Origin of the sequence: Geobacter sp., from assembly GCA_009684525.1 — a bacterium.
Taxonomy (GTDB): domain Bacteria; phylum Desulfobacterota; class Desulfuromonadia; order Geobacterales; family DSM-12255; genus Geoanaerobacter.
Genome location: WKKR01000001.1, coordinates 1,163,237 through 1,188,918, shown reverse-complemented (window position 1 = coordinate 1,188,918; position 25,682 = coordinate 1,163,237). Strand labels below are relative to the sequence as shown.

Sequence of the window (25,682 nt, the reverse complement as noted above, 5' to 3'; positions counted from 1 at the left end):
GATGGCGGGGCACGGTGACGCAGAGACGTCCGCTCCTTGTGCAGCTCTTGCGGCTGCCATGGGCGGAACCGCGACGGAGAAAGCGCTGCTGCCGATCGTGCTCCTGGTCGTCATGCTGCTGGCTTCCGTGCAGCCGGCCGAGGCGGCCCGTCGTTCGCTGATCAAGCTGGGAGGCCTGCAGCAGAACGTGGACCTTGAGTACCAATATCAGAAGCAGACGTCTGAGAGCGACGGAAGTAGGGAGATCTCCTCCACGTCGCACCGCCTTGACGAGCGTTACACCGGATCGTTCCTCTATGCCATCGTCTCCCCCAACATCATCAAGGGGCGGTTTTCTGCCAGCGCAGAGTTCAACCAGGAAGAGTCCGAATCCACGGACCGGCAGGCTTCCAGCGGCGACGGCAACCGCTTTGCCTACAACCTGACCGGCAAGGTGCTGCAGAAGAGCTGGTATCCCGCCACCTTTTTCAATTACCTGCAGTACAGCAGAGTCCAGCAGGCCTTCTCCCCCGGCTACGACCTGCGCAGCGACGGGGTCGGCGGGACGCTTTCCCTGCGCACCCGCTACCTCCCGACCCTGTTCAGCTACAGTCGCCGTACCCTGCAGACCACCGGCGCGCAAACCGACACCGAGACCACGACCGATTCGTACCTGCTCTCCACCTCGCACAATTACCGGGAAATCAGCCAGACCAGCCTCAGCCTTTCCCTGACCCGCAGCGATACCCGTTCGGCCGGCCAGACGCCGATCAGTGCCAGCGAGGTGAAAACCGGCCAGCTCAAGAACCTCCTCAATTTCAGCCGGGATACCCTGAACCGGAGCATCAGCTCGACCGCCCAGTACCAGCAGGAGAGCGGGACGTTCGACAACCGTTCCCTGGAGCTGAACGAGACCGTGGACTGGGATCTGGGCAAGGCGCTCAAGAGCAACCTGATCTTTCTTCACCGCGACCGGCGCATCGGCGGCAAGGACGTGGTGGAGAACAGCGGCACCGGCTGGCTGCAGCACAGGCTCTTCGAGAGCCTCACCACCCGCCTCGAAGGGCGCGGCAGGCAGACCGACTATGCCTTCGGCAGCATCCGCGAGAACGGCGGCGGGATCAACCTCGACTACCAGAAGCGTCTTTCCACCGAAAACCTGCTGACCCTGGGTTTTGGCTACGACTATTCGCTGTTCGACAATGCCCTGGGAGAAGATATCCTTTCAATTACCAACGAACAGCAGACCGTGGGGGACCTGCCCCCCTACGAACAGATCCTCGACCAGCCGGATGTGGTCGTCTCCAGCATCGTCGTGCGGAACCTGGACCGCACCTTTACCTACACCGAGGGGATCGACTACACGGTGACGGTTGAGGGGAGGGAAACCAGGATCGTCCTGCCGAAGATCCCCACCGCGGGTCCGGTGCCGATCGTTACCGGCAGCATCCTGAGCATCGATTACCAGTACCGGGTTAACCCCTCGGTGAAGTATTCACTGACCCGCTTTTCCGGCAGGGCCACTCTCAGCCTGATGGAAAACCGCTACCGCTTCTACCTGCGGGTCAGCGATTCCAGCCAGACCATCCTGGAGAGCAGGCAGACGAGTGGCGGCCTGGTCGATGTGCAAAGCATAGCAGCCGGGTTCGAGGCGCGGTACGAGTATGTCTCCTATGGCGTCTCCTACCAGCGGACCGATTCGACCCTCAACAACGGGGAGTCGTACGAGGGGTTCTGGCGCTACGGCCGCAATTTCGGCCGCGATGACCTGCGCGTGACCCTGCGCGAGCGTTATTCGCTCTTCGGTAACGGCGAACAGGGGAGCAGCGACTACACCAACACCCTGAGCGCCATTGTCGATTACAACAGGACCCTTCTGTCCTGGGCAGCCCTGCGGCTGCAGGGGCGTTACCAGATGCTGCGCGGCCGCTCGCCCAGCGACGAGGTCGGTGCCACCATGGATCTGACCGCCCGCTACGGGCAGATGGAGGCGGCGCTCGGTTCCGAGACGGTCTGGCGTTTCAGCCCCGGCGTCACCAGCAGCGACACGCTCATCAAAATGCGGATCAGCCGCTATTTCTGATCCGCACACCCAGAGAGGAACCCGTATGCGTTTGCATCGCGCCAACCGCCATCCTGCCGGCAGCATCGGCATCGCTTTTCTCCTGCTGCTCCTGGCAATGCTCTGTGGCTGCTCGTCGGTGCGGTTGGTCTCAAGGCCTGCGCCCGAGCAGCGGATCGTCTGGCCGCCGCCTCCGCTGGAGCCCCGCATCGAGTGGGTCAGGGAGATCGGTAGCCACCGCGACCTGGGGGTGCAGCCCGGTTTCTGGCAGAGGCTGGTCGGGTTCATCGCCGGCGAGCAGGAGGAGCGGTTCCTCCGCCCCTACGGCATATGGGCTGCAAGCGGCAAGCGCTTCGTCCTGGTGGACAGCGGCGCTGCCAAGGTTCATCTGGTCGACCTGGAGAAGGGGCAGTATCTCCCTCTGCCGGAAGCCGGCAGCGTCAAGCTGCTGTCGCCGATCGGCGTGACCGAGGACGACCGGGGAAACCTCTATATCACGGATTCGGGGACCGGCCAGCTCTTCCGCTATTCCCCGGCCGACGGCACGCTGGTCCCCTTTGTGTCCTATCGGTTCAGGCGGCCGAGCGGGGTGGCCTTCAACCCCGTCAACCGCCTGCTCTACGTTGTGGAGACCGCGGCGCACCAGGTCGTTGCCATCGACTCCCAGGGGATGGAGCGGTTTCGCTTCGGCAGCAGGGGGAGCGGGTCCGGCCAGTTCAACTTTCCCACCGACCTGGCCATCGACCACTCCGGGCGGGTCATCGTCACCGATTCCCTGAACGGTCGGATCCAGATCTTTTCGGCGGACGGCACGGTAGCAGGCGGCTTTGGCGAACCGGGCGACAGTGCGGGACGGTTTGCCCGGCCCAAGGGGGTTGCTCTGGACAGCGAGGGGCATATTTATGTCTGCGACAGTCAGCAGGACCTGGTGCAGATTTTCGACGATAACGGCAGGCTGCTGTTGGCCTTTGGCGAAAATGGCAGCGAGCCGGGCCAGTTCTGGATGCCGTCCGGCATCTTCATCGACAATGACACCATCTATGTGGCTGATACCTACAACCAGCGGGTTCAGGTCTTCAGATACCTGAAGGGGCAGCCCGGTTCACGGGACCCCCATGTGCAGGATTGAACCAATGCTGACCGTCAACGTTGCGAGGATTCCGTACATGGCCCTGAACGGCTGTAAAAGAGCGCTGGTAACCCTTGTTGTCCTATTCTCCTCCTGGTCTTCGGCATCTGCGCAGGCGCCCACGCTCAGCGTTGCCGATGCCCACAACCGGCACAATCTTTCGGTGAGCGGTCCCGGCCAGGTGGGGGTCACCCGGGCGACCAGCGAAGAGCGGGTCTGCATCTTCTGCCATGCCCCACACCATGCCAGCACCATAACGCCGCTCTGGAGCCGCGATCTTTCCACTGCTGCCTACACCCCCTATGTCTCGTCGACCCTCAAGGCCACCTCCAAGCCGGGGCAGCCGACCGGCGCCTCCCGGCTCTGCCTCTCCTGCCACGACGGCACCATTGCCCCCGGCATGCTGACCGGCGGCAAGCTCATCACCGGGCTTCCCGCGCTCACCCTCGACCGGCGCTCCAACCTCTCCACCGACCTGTCCGACGACCATCCCATCTCCTTTCCCTATGCCAGCGCCATTACCGCTGCCGGCGGGCTGCGCCAGCCATGGGAGTTGCCGCAGGAGATCGCCCTGGAGAACGGCAGGCTGGAGTGTACCGCCTGCCACGATCCGCACCGGGACCGTTTCCCCCCGGCCGACAAACCGGACCAGTCGGGCATGTTCCTGGTCCTGGACAACAACAACCGATCGGCGCTCTGCACCGGCTGTCACAACCGGGCGGGCCTGACCGTGGCAGCCCACTACCTGCCGGGCGACCCCTGCGGCAACTGCCATGTGGTGCATCGCGCCGACCAGCCGTTCAGGCTTCTGCGCGGCATGAGCGACCAGGATACCTGCCTGCTCAACTGTCATAACGGCAGCGGCATCCAGGCAGAACAGGGGAAGGACATCCGTTCGACCTTTTCCAACGGCAAGGCTCACGTTACCGGCCAGTTCATCCTGAGCGGCCGGCACGACGCCAATGAAAACCCGCTCGATTTCAAGGCCAATTCCCCGCATGTGGAGTGCGTCGACTGTCACAATCCGTGCCTCACGCGGCACGAGACCATGCCGCTCAGTGCGCCGCCGCTGATCAACGGGAGGCTGGCGGAGGTTGCCATTGCCAAGGATGCCGACGGCCTGAAAACCATGGCCGTGAACGAGTATGACGTCTGCGCCAAGTGCCACGCCGAGAACTCCTTTACCCCGGCAGTGGTGCCGCGGCAGATCCAGACCGGCGACGAGACGCAGCGCTTCGCCCAGGAAAACCCGTCGTTCCATCCGGTGAAGGCGCTTGGCAAGGGGCTGAGCGTGCCGAGCCTGCGGGGCGCCATTGCCGGCTTTGTCCCGGCCCGCTCCCTTTCGACCCAGAGCCTCATCTATTGCACCGATTGCCACAACAGCAACACCAGCAGCAAGGTCGGCGGCAGCGGCCCTTCCGGCCCTCATGGCTCTGCCTACCCCCATCTTTTGATGGACCGCTATGAGCAGGACACCTATCCGCTTGCCTATGCCGAGAGCAATTACGCCCTCTGTTTCCGCTGTCACGACCAGGACGTACTGCTCGACCCGTCCCGTTCCGCCTTCCCGCTGCACCAGTCCCACCTGGTCACGCACCAGGTCCCCTGCTCGGTCTGCCACGACCCCCACGGTGTGCCGCTCGCCCTGGGTGCCACGCCGCAGGCCAACGGCCGGCTGATCAATTTCGACCGGCGTTTTGTCGTCACCGGCAGCTATGACGGCACGATCCGCAGCTGCACGGTCAGCTGCCATCAGGTCAATCCGAAAACCTATTGAGCAGGATGCCATGCGGGTGCCACTCCCCGGCCTGGCAGGCGACCTCGAACCCGGAAAAAAACCTTCCGGGTTTTTTCATTTTCGTGGCTCTGGTCTGTCTGGGGTAAATACCCCAACATCGGTCTGTCGACCTGGGGGAAATCTCCCTATCCGGTCTGCAGCACCGCAGAGCCGCTCTGTGCGCAGGTCCCGATCCTTCCTGCAATGAAAAAAATTAATGGCACATTATCGCTAGTTACGCTCTCTGTACGGCAATTCCTCATGAGACTGTGCGCTGCGGCACAGCTGGTGCTATAGCGTCTGCAGGCTCTCTTCACCAACGGCAGGAACGGGGACAGGGACCGCGTTTCGTACCCCAATACGGGACGTGCCGCCGATCCCCGGCAACAAAAGCCCCAGCCGCAGCACCGGGCGCTGCCCGGCTGACCACTGGGGAAACTTTCAACAAACGAGGAGTTTTCTATCATGAAGAGACGATTGACACGGCGAGCCCTGTCAAAGACGGCTGCTCTCTCCACCGCCGCATTCGTATTGGGTGCCACGGGGACAGCCTTTGCTTTGTACAACCAGGCTCATGAGAACATCGTACTGAAGAATGCCGACGGCGTTGCCATCAAGGCAACTGACGCGGTCAATGCCTTCAGCATCAAGAACACCTGTTTCGGCCCTGCCGGCACCACCGGCTGCCACGGTGACGCGACTGCCAGCGGTTCCCTGAAGTTCAGTTATGACGATATTGAGCGGCATTCCTACCATGCCCAGCTCGGTGCCAACGAGGTCCGCGGCTGGAACCCCGCCAACCCCGATTCCGACGCCTGGCGCGCCGGTGCCGGACCGCAGGGAAAAAACTGGGTGCAGAGCCCCGGCCACGTTGGCTCGTGGTGACCGCCCTCTGCTCGCCAGTTGGCGAGAATATTCAATGATGGTGCAGCAACCACCTACGATGCAACCAATGCAAAATTCATCGACAACCTCTTCGGTTACACCAACTCGCTCACCGGTGCCAAGAACACCAATGGCGCCTTCGAGTACTTCAATTTCGGCTCAACGGCGAACTACAAGGCAAAGGTAGACAACTCCATAGCCGGCCAGATGCGTGACTGCGGCGAATGCCATGTCGGCGGCGGCATGATGGAGTACGTGAACAACACGATACCTTCAACCGACTACAGCGCCGGTGTGGCCTATGATCCGGCCAAGCGGACCTCCCTGAGAAACGCCAGCACCATCTTCGGTTCCGTTCTCAACGCTGTCACCGCCTTCATCGATATCTTCAACCCCGATCCGGCCAAGCGCGGTGACGTGGCAGTGAACGACTTTAGCCAGACCGGCGTCATGGAGATGGACTGCCTGGTCTGCCATTTCGACGGCTATGACTGGAGCAAGCGCAAAGAGGCGATCCGCAAGGGCGAGTTCGATGCGTCCCGCGCCATCGGCGCCGGTCTTGCCACCTCTGCGGTGAGCGGTGTCCAGGTCGTTTACGATCCGGCACAGGTGACCACCGATGCCGACGGCAACCTGGTCATGAACCTGGCCGACAAGATGAATGCGGTCCCCAAGGCGGAAAACTGCAACGCCTGCCACCAGTCCGAGTACAACGTGGACTGGAAGAAGCGGGGCGACATGTGGATTGCCGGCAAGGAAGTCCATTTCGGCATCGGCTGCATGGGGTGCCACGAACGCAAGGACGCCGCCAGCCCGACGGTTGGCACCAGCGGCCTTTCCTCCAGCACCACGCTTGGCCTGTGCGATCCCGCCAAGGGCGGCGCATCGCCGTTCGACGCCATGTGGAACAAACTGGACAGGGCGCAATTCAAGGAGTGTGTAGACTGCCATGCACCGGCAACCACGCCGACCTACAACACCTACAATGCGCCGAACCCGGTTGTGGCCCACCAGCTCAGAGGCCTCACCGATCAGATCGCCTTTGACGCAGCCGGCAATGCCAAGAGCCACGTGGAGCTCATGGACTGCTCTGCCTGCCACGTCAGGAAATCCGGCTTCACCGGCGGCGCCTTTGTCGACGGTACCGGTGCCGACGAAGAGGGACGTCTAGCCCTGCACGACCAGGTGGAAGTGGCACGCGACATGGAAAACGGCGTCGGCCTCCACTGGCTCGGCGGCAAGCTCTCTTCCGCCAACCTGCTCACCTCTATGTTCTGGCGCGACGTGAACGGCCTCTCCGCAGGGCTCGATGCCAACAACGACGGCCGCACCGCCGGCATGGATGCCCTGTTGCAGACCCATGTCAACAACATCAACATCGCCAGTGGTCTCGAAGCCATTATGAAGGACGGTCTTGTCACCCCGGCTGAGATCACCACCCATATCAATGCCCTCAAGGGGAACGGCCTCGGCACCGGCGGCAGCGATACCGGCATCAAGACCCAGCTGAACATCGACGATCCGACCAACAGCAAGGTGTTCCTGCCCAAGCTTTCCGGCCTGATGGTCCCCTTCAAATCGAGCCACAACATCGCTCCCAAGACTGAGGCTTGGGGCGCCAAGGGATGCCAGGAGTGCCACGCGCCCAATGCCGGTTTCTACAACGGCACCTACCCGATCGCAGGCAACATGGAAGGGAAGTTCACCTACAGCTCGGCTCAGATGGCCTCCTTCACCAAGGTGAATGGCCTCTCCGACCCGACCGACAGCCACCCGAACGTCGTGAACAAGAAGGGTGACCGTTCCATGCCGGTGGTCCTCTTCACGGTGGACAACCCCTACACAACCACACCGGTCAACGCCAACGCCACCATCCGCAACATCGACCGGAGCGAGATGCTGTACGAAGCGACCTTCAAGGCTCTCAACACGGCCTGGAGCGACAATACTCAGCCGATCACCGGCGCAGTACGCCCGGCTGCCTGCTCCGGACCGACCAGCCCCTTCTATTGCTCGGCTCCCGGTGGTGTGGCTGCCAAGGCGGGCGCAACCTCCACCCTCGGCTGGCTGATGAAGATCGACACCACGGCTGACAACGGCACCACGGTGGTCAGCCGCACCAAGCAGATCTCCAGCGACCAGATTACCACCGTCGACGAGATCATCGCCAACCTCGGCTCGGCATTCTGCACCGGCTTCGAGTTCAACCTGGTTGCCATCGACTCCAATGCCGATGGTACCAACGATGCCCTGCAGATTACTGCAAAGTCCGGCTACAAGATCAGACTGAGCAAACAGTGCGACGTCGGGCCATTCGGTTTCGGCGGAGTCCAGTACGTAGCCGCTCCCATTGTCCGCGCCAACGGCACATTCAACGGGCGCAGCGATTACGTGGCCTACCTCGACGCCATCGGCGCAGTACCGACGGCCGAGATCAACACTATCGGCTCCACCGGCGTGACAGCAAACCCTGCCGAGGTGACCCTGACCCAGGGGACCGCCTATGCCCTCGCTGCCACTGCTGCCAACACGAACCCGGCCGTTGCCGGCAACTACACCTACACCTGGGGTTCCACCGACGTAACCTCTAGCGAGAACCAGGTAGGTCAGAACGTAAACCGTACCTTCACCAAGCTGGGGACCTACACCCTGAACCTGACGGTGAAGAACAACAACACCAACGAAGTGCGGACCGACAGCCAGACCATCAAGGTCGTGGCCCCGGCCCCTGCGGCCGGCCTCACCACGGTGGGGACGGTGGATGCCGTAACGGCCACCAAGATGGCCACGATCCCGCTCAGCACCATGCCGGCCCACACCAGGCTGTACGTGACCTGGGGCGACGGCGGGACGAACAGCTACACCACGGCCACTGCCAGCTACAACCTGAGCCACAAGTACTACAGTGCCGTATCCGGCAAGAGCTACACGATGCTGGTGAAGGTGATCAACGGCACGACGATAGTGGAGCAGTTCAATGTGACGGTGACCTTCCCCTAGACCGACCACCGTCGAAAACATGATGCAGATGACCTGTGATAGCCCGGGGAGCAATCCCCGGGCTTTTTTCGTCCGCTGGTTGCGTCTGGCGGGCTGTCCATCGATTTCGCTCATGGGGTGATATGCCCCATTGGCGGGAGTTATCCCCCACCTCAACGACGTGGCCGAGCGGCTGCGCCCCTCTGTTTCAGTCGCCGACATGAAAATTATTCATGACCGATGTCCGTTCATGCAGGGTAATACGTTGAATATATTGCGTAAATGTGCCGACTGTCCTGACGGGTGCAGAGGTTGAATCGTAATTGTTATATATACTGGTATTTGAATTGCTGTATGTCCGGCAGGCTCTCGCAAAGGCTGCAGACAGCAGGGCCGGACGGTACCCCAATACCGGTTCGGCCACACCAGGACCTGAAAGCGCGCCAACGAAACGCGCAGCTTTCAAGCACACTTTACGGAGGATTCAATGAAAAGGAAGCGCAAGCAACAGCTTCTCATGGCCACGGCAGCAGCCGCCGGGCTGGCCATAGGGGCAAGCGTTGCCCTGGCTGCCCACGCACCAGTGCAGCTCTATACATTCGAAGAGGTCGGGGCCCAGTTCGGCATGCCCAACAACAAGATGCCGGTCATGGTCAATCCGGTCACCAAGAAGGGGATGCCTTACAGCCCAAAACAGAGCTGCGGCACCCCGGCCTACGACCAGGCAGGCAATCAGACCTCTGCCTGCCACGATTACAACAGCATCTCCGACCATGCCTTCCACTCTGCCCAGGGAAGGAACCAGTTCGTTGACAACAAGGCCGGCACCCTGATGTCGGACAAGGTTACCTACTTCAGCTCGGACGGACAGTTCGATTCCACCAAAGCAAAGCCATGGACGCAGTCGGGTGCCATGGTCGGCAAATGGTGAAGCCCATCGCTTCGCCAGGTGGCGAACCTCATGGATCAAAATGCAGCAACCCCGGGTATTCAGCAGAAAACGTATGATGCAGCATCATTCCAAGGAGCAGTGGACCTCGCAGCATGGGATCTTTCCATTGCCTGTGGTTCCTGCCACGTCGGTGGCGGCTTCGTGGAGAAGGACCGCAACGGCCAGCGCTTCAGTTCGCTGGCATCCATCCAGCAGGCAGGCGGCGAGCAGATGGCGGGCGTTTTCGATCCGTACCTTTTCTATGTGCAGGATCAGTACGACCAGATCACCGGCGCCCCGAATCACGTCCTGAAGCAGGCGCCCTGGAGTTTCCCCTATTTCAACAACATGAATCCTGCCGATGGTGCCTTCAAGGCCCCCTTTGGCTGGGGTCAGGCAGCCTGGGGCAATGGCATCCAGGACGGTCAGCTGATGATGCCGAACGTCAAGGAGATGGACTGCCTCTTCTGTCACTCCAAGGGGTACAACAACCTGATGGCTTCGGTCATGACCTACAGCGGCATGCACTTCATGTCCGCCATGGCAGGTTCTGGCATCATGGACACCAACAGCCTGAGCCCGACCTATCAGGGGTACAATGCCCAGAACGTCTCCTTTACCACGTATTCTACGGCTCAGACAGGCAAGGTGGAGCTGGTGTCCCTGAATGGCGCCGCGCTTGACAACATCAAGGCGAAGCCGGACATCAACAACTGCAAGAACTGCCACGCTCCGTCGGGACTCAAGGATATCCCCGACATGATGCGCGACTTCCTCTCGTCTGCGCCGATGATCTATACGGCTAGCCCCATGTCGCCGTTTACCGGCGTCGAAATGCCCGCCTTCGACTTCAACGCACCGTTCGGCATGACCTGGGACTGGCAGCTCGGCCCCTATGCCACATCGCCGACCGTGACCAAGTACGATATCTTCGGTCTGCTCGGCTATCTGCCACCGACCTATACTCCCGATCCTTCCAAGTCGTTCTCGTTCATCCCGTCCATCGGCTTCCCGGCAACCATGGGGCCGACCGTGTACAACGCGAGCATCATGGCCATCGAAGGGGTGGTGGGGGGTGGCAACCCGGCCGGCACCGGCCCGCTCTACTACGAGAAGTTCGTGACGGCAGGCGATCCGACCTCCGGCATGGACCAGAACTCCCTGAAGCGGGGTGCCGTACCGTTCCCGCGCGCCGATTGGTTCAAGCGGGGCGATCTGTTTGGTGACGTCTCCCAGGAGGTTCACCTCGACTTCGGCTGTGCCGGTTGCCACATGGATACTGCTACGTCCAAGGTCGACAACGGCACCTTCGACGGCAAGAGCCAGTGCGATCCGGGCCGCGGCTATGATAGCGCCAGCGCAACCGAGGCGGTTCCGGGAGTTGCCGACAGCCGCAACACCGTCAAGAAGTGCATCGACTGCCACATCACCGGCAAAAACAGCGACGGTATCGCCATCAATACCTTCAATGCGCCCAACCCGACGGCTGCCCACGCCCTGCGCGGTCTCACCAACAACGTGGTGAACGCGGTCGGCGTTGCCGACGACAGCGGTACCGAGGGAACCTTCCTCGGCAACCACATCGATGCCATCGACTGCACCGTTTGCCACGTCTACAAGAAGCAGATGGTGGTTCGGATGCTCGATTCCACCTCCGGCAACCGCTATCCGGGCATGTACGGCACCGATCCGGCCAAGGGGATGATGGGGATGTTCACCGATCCCATGCCGGGCGTGACGAACGAACTGCAGGAGTGGACACCGCTCTACACCTGGCAGAAGATCGGCACCGACGACAAAGTGAAAAACGGTACGAAGAATGCCGACTGGCGCCGCAAGGTCTATGGTGTCAACATCATTACCGCTGCGGTCTGGAACAACGATGATCCGTCCGTCGACCACAACGGCGACGGCGTCCCCGGCCGTTCCGCTGATAGAAGCAAGGTGACGGCAGCCACCCCCTTCAATATCGTCACCAACTACGATCCCCCCATTGCCCGCAACATGAAGGCCGGCATGAACTACGGTCCTTCGGGCTTCGCGCCGATCCCGGTCGGCTTTGGCAATGGCCAGTACGCCAGCGCCTTTGCCCAGGACGGCAGCTTCACCGGTGCCTTCCAGTATGTCGGCCTCTACGGCGGCAACATCAACCTCTCCACGCCGGAAGAGATCTCGGCCTACAAGGCCTTCCGCACCACCTACAAGGCAGGTCTGGACAATAAGGACTGGTCCGGCGTCAAGCTTCTCTATGTCGGCGGTCCCTACATGATCACCCACAACGTCCGCCGGACCAACCAGTACACCCTTGGCAAATCGTGCGCCGACTGCCATGCACCGAACAAAGGGTTCTTCGATGGCGGCTTCAACATGACCGGTCTTGCCATCAAGGCCGAAGCCGGCAAGCAGTTCATGATGTCCGGCGCCGAGACCCTGCAGGTCGTTGCCCACAAGGACGACCTGGACACCGGGGCGGAACTCGCCACCAAGACCGGTGCAGCCCGTGAAGTTACCTTCGAGACCCTCGGCGACTGGAATGCCGCCACCAAGACCTTTACCCCCAACCCTTCGGGCGAGTACAAGAAGATCCTCGATCTCGACCGGAGCCAGGCGCTCTATCCCGACCAGGTCGCCTACACCGCAGCCGACGGCACTGTCTACCCGAACCGTGAGGCGTATGTCGCATACCTCATCGCCATCGGCGATGCACCGAAAGCCGAGATCAGCAGCATCGGCTCCACCGGCGTGACCGTAAACCCTGCCGAGGTGACCCTGACCCAGGGTACGGCCTACACCCTGGCTGCCACCAGTGCCGGTTCGCTTCCTGCCGGCAACTACACCTACACCTGGGGTTCCACCGACGTGACCTCCAGCGAGAACCAGGTAGGCCAGAACGTGACGCGCACCTTCACCAAGCTGGGGGCCTACACCCTGAACCTGACGGTGAAGAACAACAACACCAACGAAGTGCGGACCGACAGCCAGACCATCAAGGTCGTGGCCCCGGCCCCTGCGGCCGGCCTCACCACGGTGGGGACGGTGGATGCCGTAACGGCCACCAAGATGGCCACGATCCCGCTCAGCACCATGCCGGCCCACACCAGGCTGTACGTGACCTGGGGCGACGGCGGGACGAACAGCTACACCACGGCCACTGCCAGCTACAACCTGAGCCACAAGTACTACAGTGCCGTATCCGGCAAGAGCTACACGATGCTGGTGAAGGTGATCAACGGCACGACGATAGTGGAGCAGTTCAATGTGACGGTGACCTTCCCCTAGACCGACCACCGTCGAAAACATGATACAGATGACCTGTGATAGCCCGGGGAGCAATCCCCGGGCTCATTCTATCGGCATGGGATGCGACGGCCTTATCCTTGATGGCGGCCTTGGCCCATGCGTACCTACCAGAGGTGGCGGAAATGGCCTGCGAAATAATTGCCTGCTGCCGGTTCATCAGCGAAAAAATGGACAACATGCCCATGACATCGCATTACAAAAAGAACCGTCATTGTCTGAACGATTATGAATCGTGCACCAGGTATCTCACGTACAAGTCGCTGAAAAAGAAAGAGATGATCGAGGGCTTCTACCTGGATGACGTGGACGAGATCGGCAGTGTCATCAATTGCCTGAAACGGGGCAGCCTGCCGTCGGTATGATCTCCACGTGTCGGACAGAGCGGGATCGCTTCCGGTAGTCATTCCGGAGCTGCCCGCTGCTCATGAAAAGTTTACCCGGTTGAAATTATTCATATAACTGTGTATTGTCATCTGCTGGACCCTCCCGGAGCGGGCAATGGCCCGTATCTGCCGGGTGCTGAGGCAGGGCCGGTTTTTTCCGGGAGAGGCGTACGAAGAGAAGCCGGGAGCTGACATGCGAAAAAGTTATTCCCAGATTCCGAAGGTTGACAGGATCCTGACGTTGCCGGCCGTCGAACAGATGCTTGCCGGCCAGCCGAAACCGGTGGTGCTGACTGCCGTCCGCACGGTCCTCGACCGGCTCCGCGCAACAGCGGTCCATGGACGTCTGGCAGAGCCGATCGACGAGGCCGGCCTCTGTGCCCTGATCGAAAGCGAACTGGCGAGGGCCAACGCGCCGAGCCTGCACCCGGTGGTGAACGGCACCGGTGTGGTCATCCATACCAATCTCGGCCGCTCGCTCCTGACGCCGGCTGCCTGCCGCCATCTTGCCGAGGCGGCAGAGCGTTATACCAACCTGGAGATCGACCTGGCAACCGGCGAGCGGGGGGAGCGCTACTGCCACGTGGAGGGTCTGCTCTGCGAACTGACCGGTGCCGAAGCGGCGCTGGTGGTGAACAACAACGCGGCTGCGGTCCTGCTTGCGCTCTCCGGGCTGGCTTTCGGCCGCGAGGTGGTGGTTTCCCGCGGGGAACTGGTGGAGATCGGCGGTTCGTTCCGCATACCGGATGTCATGCGCCAGAGCGGCGGCATCCTGCGGGAGGTCGGGACCACCAACCGGACCCATCCTAAGGATTACCGGAGCGCCGTTACCCCGGAGACCGCCCTGTTCCTCAAGATCCATACCAGCAACTTTGCCGTAGTCGGCTTTACTGCCGAGGTGAGCGCTGAGGAGCTGGTGGCGATCGGTCGCGAGCAGGGGATACCGGTCATGGCTGACATCGGCAGCGGCTGTCTGGTTGATCTCGCCCCCTTTGGCATTCCGGGCGAAATCCCCATCCGGGACTACGTCCGGGCGGGTATCGATGTCATCACCTGCAGCGGCGACAAGATGCTGGGGGGGCCGCAGGCCGGCATCATCCTCGGCAGGCGTGACCTTCTGGCAGAACTCCGCAAACATCCGCTGCTCAGGGCGCTCAGGATCGACAAGCTCACCCTTGCCGCCCTGGAAGCGACCCTGCGGCTCTACCGGGACGAGCGCCAGGCCCTGGCCGAGATCCCGACGCTCAGGATGCTGACGACCCCTCTTGCCGAGCTCAGGGCCAAGGGGCAATGGTATCTGCGCCGCCTGCGCCGACAGGCGCCGGCAGCGGTGCGGCTTTCCCCGGAAACGGGGAGTTCCCAGGTCGGCGGCGGGGCATTGCCCCTGGTCGATCTCCCTTCCTTCCTCATCGCGGTCGAAGCGGACGGCTGGCAGGCGCAGGAGATCGACACGGCATTCCGGAACAGCCGGGTGCCGGTGGTTGGGCGGATCAACCGCGGCCGTTATCTCCTCGACGTGCGGACCCTGCAGGAGTGCGACCTGCTGGCACTTGTCGACGCCCTTGCCCTCTTAGCCGCACCTTCGTTCAAAAACGGATAGACGCCGGATTTTGATCCGGCAGATCAGACAATAAGGAGAAATGGAATGAAACTGCTTCTTGCCACCTGCGCCCTGGTTTCTTTGATCACCTGTTCGGTAGCCTCTGCTGCCGGCTACAACTATCTCGAAGCCGACGACTTCAAGAAATGGCTGGAGAGCGGCCGGAAGATGACCATCGTCGATATCCAGCCCCATGCAGAATTTGTGAAGCACCATTTCAAGGGGGCCGTGGAGACCAATGCCTTCCCGGCGCAGAGCGCAGAGGAGCGGGCGCGTCTCGACAAGGTCCTGCCGCTGGTCGCGGAGACCTCCAGCGATGTCGTGGTGGTCTGCCCCCGCGGCGGTAAAGGCGCCAAGGGGGCCTACGATTACCTGAAGGAGAAGGGTGTCAAGGAAGAGCGGCTACAGATCCTGGAAGACGGGATGCAGGGCTGGCCCCACAAGGAGATGACCGTCGACGGCGACAAGTAGGCTACCTGCGCCAGCAGCCGGCGACAAATACTACCAGGAGGAATGATGGACGCGCAACTGTTTGAAGTGAAGAGCAACCCCGAACTCTGGGCCAGTCTGGACATGAATGTGGAGCGGTTCAGCGGAATGCCGAAGATGCTGACCGAGGCGTACCGGAACATCTTTCTCAGCCAGAAGAACCGGCCGGAGAAGATGGCGTATTTCGACGATATGGTCGCCAACATCCATACCGGCCGGATCGAGGAGCTGATGGCGGCAAAGAAAGAGGGGCGGCCGGTGGTCGGCACCTTCTGCGTCTATGTGCCGGAAGAGATCATCATGGCGGTGGACGGGGTCTGTGTCGGGCTCTGCGGCGGTGCCCAGGGCTCCATCGCCGATGCCGAGAAGGTCCTGCCGCGCAACATCTGTCCGATGGTGAAGTCGGCTTTCGGTTTCAAGATCGGCAAGATCTGCCCCTATTTCCAGGCCGTCGATTTCGTCTATGGCGAGACCACCTGCGATGCCAAGAAGAAGACCTGGGAGCTGCTCGACCGCGAGGTGCCGACCCATGTCATGGAGATCCCGCAGATGAAGCGGGAGCGGGACAAGGCGCTTTGGATCGAGGAGGTGAGGGATTTCAAGGCCAAGGTGGAAGAGGTGTCGGGCAAAACCGCAACCACCGAGAGGATCGCCGCATCCATCACGACCATGAACAACAAGCGGCGTGCCCTGCAGCGGCTCAACTCCCTTCGTCACCACAATCCCGCCCCGATCAGCGGCAAGGACATGCTCCTCATCCAGCAGATCGCCTTCTATGACGATCCGGTCCGCTTCACCTCCAGGGTCAACGAGCTGTGCGATGAGCTCGAAGGGAGGATCGCCAGCGGCAGCGCCGTTGCGCCCGTATCGGCACCCAGGGTGCTGGTTTCCGGCACCCCGATGGCGCTTCCGAACTGGAAGCTGCACCACCTGATCGAGTCAGGGGGAGGGGTGGTGGTGAACGAGGAGAGCTGCATCGGCACCCGCTACTACAAGGACCTGACCGACGAGAGCGCCACGACCCTGGACGAACAGCTTGCGCTTCTGACCGAACGGTACATGAAGATCGACTGCTCCTGCTTCACCCCGAACGACGAGCGGGTCGAACAGGTGCTGGCCGAGTACCGTGCTTCCGGTGCCCAGGGGATCATCGATTACTGCCTCCAGTTCTGCCATACCTACAACATCGAGGCGGTAAAGATCCGCGAGATGTGCGAGCGGGAAGGGATTCCCTTCCTCGCTATCGAGAGCGACTATTCACCCGAAGACATCGGCCAGCTCCAGACCCGCATCGAGGCCTTCCTTGAGCAGCTGAGGGACTAGAAGATGCTGATCGGCATTGACCTCGGGTCGCGTTCCATCAAGCTTGCCGCGGTCAGGGATGGTCTCCTGGTGGATAGCCTGGTCATGGAGAGCGGCTATGCACCCCATGACCAGGCCAGGGAGCTCCTGGGGCGTTTCAACCCACGACGGGTGATTGCGACGGGATATGGGCGGCACCTCGCCCAGAAACACCTGTCCGGGGAAGTGATCACCGAGATAAAGGCACATGCCCTGGGCGCCCGCTACCATGCGCCTGACTGTACCACCGTCCTTGATGTCGGCGGCCAGGACTCCAAGGTGATCAACCTGGACACAAACGGCAAGGTCTGCAACTTCCAGATGAACGACAAGTGCGCCGCCGGCACCGGCCGCTTCCTGGAGATCATGGCCGCAACGCTTGGCTACACCCTTGACGAGTTCGGTCCGGCCGCCCTTGCCGCCACCCGGGAGATGACCATAGGCAGTATGTGTGCCGTATTTGCCGAATCAGAGGTCATCTCCCTCAAGAACCGGGGGATGCTCCCCCAGGATATTGCCAGGGCAGTTCATTTGTCGGTAGTTGAACGGTTGGTGGCCATGCTGAACAAGGCTGGGTATGGCAAGCACGTGCTTTTCAGCGGAGGGGCCGCTCGCAATCCGGCGCTGGTCCAGCTTCTTCGCCAGCGTCTCGACGCGGAGGTTTCCGTTCCCGTGCAGCCAGAGATCAACGGTGCGCTCGGCGCGGCGCTCTATGCCGGCATCATCCTGAATCGGGAAGAGCCGGTTGGCGGGGAGTAATCGTCAAAGCGGTTTGTGTTTCTTTTTTCGAGAAGGAGAATCAGGAAAGGGTTGGCCGGCTTCGGTCAACCCTTTGTGCCATCAATGGGGGGTGATGGCGCCACGAGCCGGTCCGGCAGCAACCGCTCAGTGACGATGGGTGTTTTCATATTCAGTGAAACTGCAGCAGAAATAGTCGTGCTCGCACCAGATCATGACTTTCTCGCCTGGTGGTGGTGGGGCAGGGGCGTCGATGATGTATCTGCGATTGTCGCAAACGATGGAGCCATCGTTTTGCACCGGCGTTGCATAACGTCCATACAACACCGGGGTGACTGCCGCCGGTGCTATTTCATCGATCTCAGTAAGGTGATAGATCTGCATCGATTCCTTCCCTCCCCAGGTTCTTGCTACTCTGCGCCGGGCAGATGCCAGACTTACCTGCTCCGCTGGTTGCGTCGTACCGGCGCCTCGGCTGCCGCGGTCGAATGAAACAGGCAGTGCAGTACAATCGTGAACCAGCAGATCGCCAAACTTACAGTCACTATCGTTGTCATGGCATGCCTCCTAACAGGTTGGTGTTTACTCTGCTGCGATGATTGCGCTTTGCGTGCCATATTTAATATGTTGAAATAGTTGTGTTTTCTGTGCTGTGTTCGTCTGCTTCTGGAGAAATGTGAACAGTGCTGTTGGAAAGTTGGATTACGAGGCGTTGTTCCGTGGCAGGTTTTTAAATAGACGATAATTTGAATGTGCTCATGCGAAAGTCTTTGACTTTGCAAGCTAAAAAAGAGTATTCCTACCATAACGCTTGTATACAATTTGTGGTAGACGATAATACTAAACCATCCGCGAGGGTGGGACGGAAAGCCTAAAGGGTCTCATCGAGACAGCCGGGTCGCCGAAATATCACAGGATATTCGGCCCCCGGTTTTTTTGTGCCGAATTCCGGAAAGGAGACCGGTGCCGCAGTTGGCACACACCGCCTGAAGAGGCGACGGTTCCTGTCGATCAGAGGTCGGCGGGGAAAAATGTTGGTGGTACACGACAATACTAAACCATCCGCGAGGGTGGGACGGAAAGCCTAGAGGGTCTCTCTGAGACAGCCGGGTCGCCGAAATATCACGTGATATGCGGCCCCGGCTTTTTTTATTGCCTGACAGTCGGGGCCATGTCCGGGTAAGAAGACGTCCACGTCCGCAGATGTAGCAGAAGTAGTCTAAATCAGGGGCTTTGCGCCCCGAAAACAGATCACAAGGAGCATATATGCAGATAATTAAAACGGCAGTCCTGCCAGTCCTCGTTATTCTGATGGGTGTTGTCACCATCGGAGTGAATGCACAGGCTCAGTCGAACTATTTTTCAGCCAGAGGCTGCACCGATTGCCACAGCGCGCCCGTTGCCGCAACCTGCGCGGGATGCCACCATCACAGCGGAAGCATTGCCGCAACACCGAACAAGACAACGGCCTATGCCCCCGGCGAAACGGTTACGGTCACCCTGTCCGCTTCGGGAGCACGTACCGGCTGGATCGGTGTCCGGCTCTATGACCAGACCGGCGCAGAAATCGCGCGTTCCACGGGCACTCAGAGCGGCATGGGCGGGTCAGCCACCTATCCGGCAGCTCTCTCCGCTCCGGCACCGGCAACGCCCGGCGCCTACACCTGGAGGATTGCCTACTTCGGCAATGAAGACGGCACCGGAACTGGCGATGTCCATAGCGAAAAATCCGTCAATGTCTCCATTACCGTTGCCTCGGCCACTGACACTACCGTGCCCGTTGTCAGCGCCTTTACCTTGCCGTCAACCGCCACCAGCCTGACGGTCCCGGTTTCCGCATTCACCGCCACCGATAACGTCGGCGTAACCGGCTATCTGGTCACCACCAGCTCCTCGGTTCCGCTCGTCTCTGCCGCAGGGTGGACTGCTGGCGCACCTGCCAGTGTCACTGCAACCGCAGCCGGCGCCGTCACTTTCTATGCCTGGGCCAAGGACGCGGCCGGCAACGTATCGGCAAGCCGCAGTGCCAGCGTCACCATTACTCTGCCGGACACCACCGTTCCCGTGGTCAGCTCCTTTACCCTGCCGGCAACTGCTACCAGCCTGAACGTGCCGGTCACCGCTTTTACTGCAACTGATAATGTCGGAGTAACCGGCTACCTCGTCACCCAGAGCGCCACGGCACCTGCCGCCGCTTCCACGGCCTGGTCCGCTTCCGCGCCGTCCAACGTCACTGCCGCCGCAGCCGGAACCGCCACCTTCTATGCCTGGGCCAAGGACGCAGCCGGCAACGTGTCGCTCGCCAAGAGCGCCAGCGTCGTCATTACCCTGCCCGATACCGCAGCGCCGGTGGTCAGCGCTTTCACCCTGCCGGCTACCTCCACCAGCCTCACCATCCCGGTCACCGCATTTGTCGCAACCGATAACCTGGCCGTTGCCGGTTACCTGATCACCCAGAGCGCCGCCGCTCCTGCCGCCTCGGCTGCAGGCTGGCTGACCGCACCTCCTGCAAGCGTTACCGTTGCTGCCGCTGGCAGCGCCACCTTCTATGCATGGGCCAAGGATGCGGCCGGCAATGTATCTCTCGCCAAGAGTGCCACGGTGATGGTATCCGTGGCCGGCGACACCACCAAGCCGACCCTGACCATCTCCGCCCTGGCCGATGGCGCCTACACCAACAAGTCCACGCTCAACGTCACCGGCATTGCCACGGATAACGACGCTCTCAAGTCCGTTACCGTCAATGACCAGCCGGTCACCGTCAATGCCGACGGCTCGTTCAGCACCGCCCTGGTGCTCGCAGCCGGCGTAAATACCGTCACTGTTGTTGCCACCGACAACGCCGGCAACCAGCAGACCGACAGCCGCAGCATCACCTATGATCCCACTGCTCCGGTGCTTTCAGTTTCCGCTCCGGCCGACAACATCACCACGACCGAGTCCTTTGTCGCCCTGACCGGCAGCATCAGCGAGACCTCCACGGTTTCGGTCAAGGTCAACAACGGCAGCCCGCAGTCCGCCAGCATCAACGGCGCCGCCTTTACCGCCACTGTCTACCTGGTGCCGGGGATCAACACCATCGACATCACTGCAACCGACCTGGCCGGCAATACATCCAGCGCCAAGCGGACCGTTACCTATGAGGCAGGCACGCTCTCCCTTGCCGTGACCTACCCGAGCCGTGACATCACCACCAGCGAATCGACGCTGACCATCAAGGGCAAGATCGTCGACGCCCAGGGTGTCGTAACCGTCAAGGTCACCATGAACGGCAAGACCTACACTCCTGGCGTGCGCCGGGGAGCATTCCAGCAGAAGCTCGCCTTCAGGAAGGCCGGTGTGTATGCCATCGGCATTACAGCAACGGACGCTGCGGGCAACACCGGCAGCGTAACCCGCAACGTTATCTATCGTCCAGGCGAGCGGGACGACCGCGACGACGACCACAGCCGTAACGACGATTAGCCGTCACGCGGAATAGTCAAAAAAGAAAGCCACCCGGCAGCGGGTGGCTTTCTTTTTTCTGCGACGGGTGGCAGCCGACGGCGATGCCGGGTTATTCCGTGGTTTTCGGGGTGATCATCGCCTGCTCGGGAACGATCTTGACGAACGATCCCCTGCTCCGGGCCATCACCCCTGCCAGCCAGTCAGCCTCGTCCTCCTGGTGGGAATGGAGCAGTTCGCGATGGTATCTGCCGAGCAATTGTTCCACCTGGGGGAGATCGTGCTCGTCCAGGTCGCGGATCTCCACCCCTGCCCCTTGTGCCAGCCGCCGCCGCAACGCCTCCCGGTCGAGTCCCATCTCCGTGTCGAGATAGCAGTAGACCGTACCGCCGGTCATGCCCGAACAGAACCAGGGGCCGGGATCGCCCAGCACCACCACGCGGCCGGCGGTCATGTACTCGCAGGCAAAGCCCTTCAGGGTGGCCCGGCCGGCCATGTTGCCCAGGGTGTCGTCGATGGGGCGGCTGATGCGGCCGCCGAGTACGACGTCCGCCCCTGACAGGCGGATGCAGGCTCGGCTGTCCGCTTCTCCCTGGACGATGAAGGTCCCTCCCTGGGCACCATAGGCAAGCCCTTTCCCCACCGACCCGCCGACCCGAACCCCATTCCGGTTCTCACCCTTGAGGATGACGACTTTTCCCCCGCGCATCGATTTACCGACACCGTCCTGAGCCCCTCCTTCGACGCGGATGGTGATGTGCGGGATGGTGAAGGCGCCCAGGCCGTTTCCCGGCACCGAATCGCGGTGAAAGTGGAGGAGCGCCTCGCACGATGCGCCGATCCGGCCCTCCTGCCAGCCCCGGACCATGGTACCGGCCAGGTGGGTGCCGATGGCGCGGTCCGAACTGGTGGCGCTGTCGTCGTCATAGCGAACCCGCTCCTCCCCCTTGGCAAAGGTCTCCGCCACCAGGTCGGAGATGAGCGACGTGAGGTAATTGAGCGGCTTGCGGATGATCCGGACGTCGCTCTCCAGCTGGGGCACGCTGACCGGGGCAGGGGGGGCGAGCAGGTCCGACAGGTCCAGCCGGTCGAGCCCTCTGGTCTGCACCAGCAGTTCCGCATGTCCCACCAGGTCCTGGGTGCGGTGATAGCCGAGCTTGGCGGTGAGGATCCTGATCTCCCGCGCCATGCCCCGGAAGAAGGTGGTTTCGTAGATGACGCCGTTTTCCAGGACGCGCGGCACGAAGCGCTTCAGCCCCTGTCGCTCCGCTTCCTCGGTCGTCTCGATCTGGGTGGCGATCCCCACGTGGCAGGTTCCGAGGTGGCAGCCGCGGCAGGCGGTGCAGCCGATGATGACCATGGTCATGGTGCCAAAGCCGACCCGGTTGGCGCCCAGGAGCATCAGCTTGACCACGTCCCTGCCGGTGCGGGCGCCGCCGTCGGCCCAGAGCTCGACCCGGTCGCGCATGCCTGCCTCGATCAGTGCGCGATGGGCTTCCCTGACCCCGATATCGGCGGGAAGGCCGACGAACTTGATGGCATGCTTGCGGGCCGCCCCGGTGCCGCCGTCGTAGCCGCTGATGGTGATGATATCGGCGCCGGCCTTGGCAATGCCGAGGGCGATGTTGCCGATCCCGGCCACTGCCGGCGCCTTCACCGAGATGCGGGCGGAAGGATTGGCAGTGCGCAGCTCCTCGATGATCTGGGCCAGGTCTTCGATGGAGTAGAGGTCATGGTTGTTGGAGGGGGAGATGAGCGACACGCCGGGTGTGGCGTGGCGGGCCGCGGCGATCTTTTCCGTTACCTTGAATCCGGGCAGATGCCCCCCTTCGCCCGGCTTGGCCCCCTGGCCGACCTTGATCTCCAGGAAGTCGGCGGAGTTGAGGAACTCCATGTTGACCCCGAACCGCCCGGAGGCGATCTGCTGGCCCCGGTTCTTCCGGTACTTCCCGAGCATGTCGCCGATTTCGCCCCCCTCGCCGTTCATGCAGACGATGTTGAGGCGCCGGGCAGCCTCGGCATAGATACGAAACGGGGTCTCCCCCTGGGAGCCGAAACTCATGGCGGAGAAGAGGATCGGCAGGTCATGCGACCCCACCGTGGTATCCACCTCCTCCGGGTCGACCGTCAGCTCCTCCTGGAAACGGAAATCGATGAGATGGCGCAGCGACAGGGGATTTTCCCCTTCCAACTGCTGGACGAGGCGGGAGAGGTCGGCATAGGTCTCCTCCATCTTCGCCACCTGGCCGACCATCTTCCAGATCCGGGGATAGAGCCGGAACTGCACCGGCACCGGCTGCTGGTCCCTGCTCCTGGCCACGGCGCTCCGTTCACGGTTTTCCCGTTCGAGGCGCGCCAGGGTGAGCCCCCCCGTACCGGACCCGCAGAAGTTGGGAGTCTCGAACAGCCCTGTCAGGTGGCTGCAGAGCCCGATGGAGGCGAAATACTTGCCGTAGCCGCCGATCTCGTGGGTCCCCATGGTGGAGATCACCTTCTCCAGCCCCTTGGCCAGGACCGAGACCGTATTGCGCACCCCCTCCTCGCGGGTTGTTGCCTGTTCCCAGATGAGATAGGGGCAGAGGGCATCTGCACCCATACCGAGGGCGAAGATCAGGTCGTGCAGATTCCTGAGCGAGCCGGAGCGGACCACGAGCGAGACGTGGCGGCGCAGGCTTTCGCCGCTGTCGGTGCGGGTTTCCTTGAGCGCCTTGTGCAGCACCGCCACCACCAGGAACGGGTCGAGATAATCGTGGTGCGGGGAAAAGGCGCTGCTGTCGTCCAGCAGGAGGAGACGCACACCCCGCTGCACCGCTGCAACTGCTTCGCCTGCCAGCCGCGCCAGGGTCTCCTCCAGCGACTCGGTGCGCCGCATGGTGGAGGAGAGCAGAGAGCTTTTCCCCCTGCCGAAATGGGCCAGGAGGGCCTCCAGGGTGCAGGTGCCGAAGGCGCGGGCTGTCTCCTCGGCCCGGTCATCTGCCGGCAGCCGGCTGCCACCGAGCAGGAGCGGCACTGCCAGTTCCACCGCTGGCTGGGCAAGGCCGCGCAGGGCCGGGCGTCGGCCGATGAAGACCCTGGTGGAGAAATGCTCTCCCTCCCTCTCCCGATCGATGGCCGGGTTGGTCACCACTGCCACCTGTTCCTTGAAGTAATCGGAGAGGTTCTGGCGCGACAGGGAGAGCGACGCCAGCGGCCCGTCGTAACCGAGCGAGGCGATCGGGTCCTGTCCGTTCAGTGCCATCTCCCGGAGATTCAGCACGTCGGTGCTCTTCCAGGCCATGGCCGCAAGCAGGTTGTCCCGGACGAACCGGCTGTTGCGGGCAAACGCGCGGATCGGTTGTGCCGGTGCAGCCGGCAGTTGCCGGCCGTGTGCCAGTGATCTTCCGTGGCGTGCCAGGTTGGTTCGCCTGCGGAACAGGCCGAGGACTTCCCTCCGCAGTTCATGGTGTTCCAGGATCTTCACCGTCCCCCCCTGCAGGAGGCTGACCCCCAGCTTTTCGCCCGGTGCCAGCGGCTTGGGATCGCTCATTATCTCTTCGTGGGTAACCACCCCCAGTTCGGAGGAGGCGAACAGCTCCCGGTCGGTCTCCCCCACCCAGAGTGGCCTGAGCCCCATGGCATCGACGCTGAACACGCACTGGTCCCGGTGCCGGGCGATGATGGCTGCCGGCCCCTGGGCGCTGGCGGTGAGAAAGCGCCGGAACCAGCCGTACATGCTCTGCAGTTCGGGCTCCATTCGGTCCATGGCGCTGAAGATCGGGGGGAAGACCATTTCCATCGCTTCGAACAGGGTGAGTCCGAAGCGGTGGATCAGCCCTTCGAGGGTGCGGTTCAGGTCCTGTGAGTCGCTGCCGCCGGCCGGCAGCGGTATTCCCAGCATGCGGGCCTCTTCCCGGAGACGTGCTATGGTGTTGATCTCGCCGTTGTGGCCGAGCAGGGAAAAAGGCTGGGCGCGGAGCACGGTGGGGAGGGTGTTGGTGGAATACCGGCTGTGGCCGATGGAGACGGCGGTCTGGAATTCGCGCCGCTTCAGCTCGGCATAGTAGCGGGGGAGCAGTTCCGGGGAGCCGTGCACTTTGTAGACCACAACATCGGCAGAGAGGGAGGCGACATGGAGCGGGAATGCCTTTTCCAGCTCCATCTGCAGGTCAAAAAGGCGAGCGGCAGCGCTGGCCGGTTCAGGGTCAAGGAGCGCCACCTGCCAGAAGACCGGTTCGGCTGCCCTGGCCCGGGCCGCCAGCACTTCGCTGCGCACCGGTGCCGGCCGATGGATGAGGAGCTTAAGGCCTGTCTCCCGGATGCGATTGAGCAGTGCGGACTGCAGATCGGGATGGCGCTCCTGTTCATGGCGTTCCACCAGAAAATGCCCGACCGCGAGGCCGGGATCATGGGCCAGCGCCGGTGCATGCCCGGCATTGGCCAGGATCTCTTCCCAGAGAAGACGCGGGATGTCGGTCATGATGCCGCAGCCGTCTCCTTCGCCGTTGATCTCTCCGGCCCGGTGCCCCATCCGGATCAGCGCCTCGATGGTCCGCTGCAGGTTGCCGTGAGTCGGCCGCACTTCCTTGTTGATGTGGCAGATGATGGCGCAGGCGTCCCGTTCCAGGGGCATCAGGCCGGAATGGTCTTCGCGGGGGTCGTGCATGTG

Annotated in this window: 15 protein-coding genes and 2 riboswitches; of the genes, 13 read left to right on the top strand and 2 right to left on the bottom strand. The window is 62.0% G+C overall.

Translation table 11 applies throughout. From position 1 onward, the window contains the following. Position 1 precedes the first annotated feature (1 nt). The 12 genes from GJT30_05205 to GJT30_05150 all read left to right on the top strand — a co-directional run bounded on the left by GJT30_05205 (position 2) and on the right by GJT30_05150 (position 17,614). A complete protein-coding gene (locus GJT30_05205) occupies positions 2-2,062 on the top strand; it encodes a hypothetical protein (GenBank protein ID MSM39006.1) in 2,061 nt (686 codons plus the stop codon). Positions 2,063-2,087: 25 nt separating this feature from the next. Then, positions 2,088-3,170, top strand: a complete 1,083-nt coding sequence (locus GJT30_05200; protein MSM39005.1) for a 6-bladed beta-propeller — start codon at positions 2,088-2,090, stop codon at positions 3,168-3,170. A 37-nt stretch (positions 3,171-3,207) separates the two neighbouring features. Beyond that, on the top strand, positions 3,208-4,947 hold the full coding sequence (locus GJT30_05195; protein ID MSM39004.1) for a cytochrome C: 1,740 nt from the start codon (positions 3,208-3,210) through the stop codon (positions 4,945-4,947). A 465-nt stretch (positions 4,948-5,412) separates the two neighbouring features. Continuing rightward, positions 5,413-5,832, top strand: coding sequence for a cytochrome C (locus GJT30_05190; GenBank protein ID MSM39003.1), 420 nt, complete (start codon positions 5,413-5,415; stop codon positions 5,830-5,832). Positions 5,833-5,850: 18 nt separating this feature from the next. Continuing rightward, entirely contained in the window at positions 5,851-8,832 is a 2,982-nt protein-coding gene (locus GJT30_05185; protein ID MSM39002.1) for a PKD domain-containing protein, read from the top strand. A 466-nt stretch (positions 8,833-9,298) separates the two neighbouring features. Then, positions 9,299-9,742: a cytochrome C gene (locus tag GJT30_05180; GenBank protein ID MSM39001.1), complete on the top strand. Its 444-nt coding sequence runs from the start codon at positions 9,299-9,301 to the stop codon at positions 9,740-9,742. 30 nt (positions 9,743-9,772) lie between these two features. Next, entirely contained in the window at positions 9,773-13,021 is a 3,249-nt protein-coding gene (locus GJT30_05175) for a cytochrome C (protein MSM39000.1), read from the top strand. Positions 13,022-13,164: 143 nt separating this feature from the next. Beyond that, entirely contained in the window at positions 13,165-13,404 is a 240-nt protein-coding gene (locus tag GJT30_05170; protein ID MSM38999.1) for a hypothetical protein, read from the top strand. 214 nt (positions 13,405-13,618) lie between these two features. Further along, complete coding sequence (locus GJT30_05165; GenBank protein ID MSM38998.1) at positions 13,619-15,025, top strand: L-seryl-tRNA(Sec) selenium transferase; 1,407 nt, start codon at positions 13,619-13,621, stop codon at positions 15,023-15,025. 45 nt (positions 15,026-15,070) lie between these two features. Next, positions 15,071-15,496 carry a rhodanese-like domain-containing protein gene (locus tag GJT30_05160; GenBank protein ID MSM38997.1) on the top strand — a complete coding sequence of 142 codons (426 nt, stop codon included), beginning with the start codon at positions 15,071-15,073 and terminating at the stop codon, positions 15,494-15,496. A gap of 45 nt (positions 15,497-15,541) precedes the next feature. After that, entirely contained in the window at positions 15,542-16,837 is a 1,296-nt protein-coding gene (locus GJT30_05155) for a 2-hydroxyacyl-CoA dehydratase (GenBank protein ID MSM38996.1), read from the top strand. A 3-nt stretch (positions 16,838-16,840) separates the two neighbouring features. Next, the gene (locus tag GJT30_05150) at positions 16,841-17,614 is read left to right on the top strand and encodes a 3-hydroxyacyl-ACP dehydratase (GenBank protein MSM38995.1); all 774 of its coding nucleotides are present in this window, start codon (positions 16,841-16,843) and stop codon (positions 17,612-17,614) included. Between the two features lie 126 nt (positions 17,615-17,740). On the opposite strand, the gene GJT30_05145 is transcribed toward GJT30_05150, so the two are convergent. Next, positions 17,741-17,977 (bottom strand): hypothetical protein, encoded by a 237-nt coding sequence (locus GJT30_05145; GenBank protein ID MSM38994.1) that lies wholly within the window; start codon positions 17,975-17,977, stop codon positions 17,741-17,743. 445 nt (positions 17,978-18,422) lie between these two features. Then, positions 18,423-18,499, top strand: a riboswitch (cyclic di-GMP riboswitch). Positions 18,500-18,635: 136 nt separating this feature from the next. Next, positions 18,636-18,712: riboswitch (cyclic di-GMP riboswitch) on the top strand. Between the two features lie 147 nt (positions 18,713-18,859). Between GJT30_05145 and GJT30_05140 the strand changes: the two genes are divergently transcribed. After that, positions 18,860-21,058 (top strand): hypothetical protein, encoded by a 2,199-nt coding sequence (locus GJT30_05140; GenBank protein ID MSM38993.1) that lies wholly within the window; start codon positions 18,860-18,862, stop codon positions 21,056-21,058. Positions 21,059-21,149: 91 nt separating this feature from the next. On the opposite strand, the gene GJT30_05135 is transcribed toward GJT30_05140, so the two are convergent. Then, complete coding sequence (locus GJT30_05135; protein MSM38992.1) at positions 21,150-25,679, bottom strand: glutamate synthase; 4,530 nt, start codon at positions 25,677-25,679, stop codon at positions 21,150-21,152. Positions 25,680-25,682 lie beyond the last annotated feature (3 nt).

Bases quoted from the DNA above. Each gene is read 5' to 3' on its own strand.
- GJT30_05205 (MSM39006.1), top strand. From the start codon at position 2: ATGGCGGGGCACGGTGACGCAGAGACGTCCGCTCCTTGTGCAGCTCTT.
- GJT30_05200 (MSM39005.1), top strand. From the start codon at position 2,088: ATGCGTTTGCATCGCGCCAACCGCCATCCTGCCGGCAGCATCGGCATC.
- GJT30_05195 (MSM39004.1), top strand. From the start codon at position 3,208: ATGGCCCTGAACGGCTGTAAAAGAGCGCTGGTAACCCTTGTTGTCCTA.
- GJT30_05190 (MSM39003.1), top strand. From the start codon at position 5,413: ATGAAGAGACGATTGACACGGCGAGCCCTGTCAAAGACGGCTGCTCTC.
- GJT30_05180 (MSM39001.1), top strand. From the start codon at position 9,299: ATGAAAAGGAAGCGCAAGCAACAGCTTCTCATGGCCACGGCAGCAGCC.
- GJT30_05175 (MSM39000.1), top strand. From the start codon at position 9,773: ATGGATCAAAATGCAGCAACCCCGGGTATTCAGCAGAAAACGTATGAT.
- GJT30_05170 (MSM38999.1), top strand. From the start codon at position 13,165: ATGGCCTGCGAAATAATTGCCTGCTGCCGGTTCATCAGCGAAAAAATG.
- GJT30_05165 (MSM38998.1), top strand. From the start codon at position 13,619: ATGCGAAAAAGTTATTCCCAGATTCCGAAGGTTGACAGGATCCTGACG.
- GJT30_05160 (MSM38997.1), top strand. From the start codon at position 15,071: ATGAAACTGCTTCTTGCCACCTGCGCCCTGGTTTCTTTGATCACCTGT.
- GJT30_05155 (MSM38996.1), top strand. From the start codon at position 15,542: ATGGACGCGCAACTGTTTGAAGTGAAGAGCAACCCCGAACTCTGGGCC.
- GJT30_05150 (MSM38995.1), top strand. From the start codon at position 16,841: ATGCTGATCGGCATTGACCTCGGGTCGCGTTCCATCAAGCTTGCCGCG.
- GJT30_05145 (MSM38994.1), bottom strand. From the start codon at position 17,977: ATGCAGATCTATCACCTTACTGAGATCGATGAAATAGCACCGGCGGCA.
- GJT30_05140 (MSM38993.1), top strand. From the start codon at position 18,860: ATGCAGATAATTAAAACGGCAGTCCTGCCAGTCCTCGTTATTCTGATG.
- GJT30_05135 (MSM38992.1), bottom strand. From the start codon at position 25,679: ATGCACGACCCCCGCGAAGACCATTCCGGCCTGATGCCCCTGGAACGG.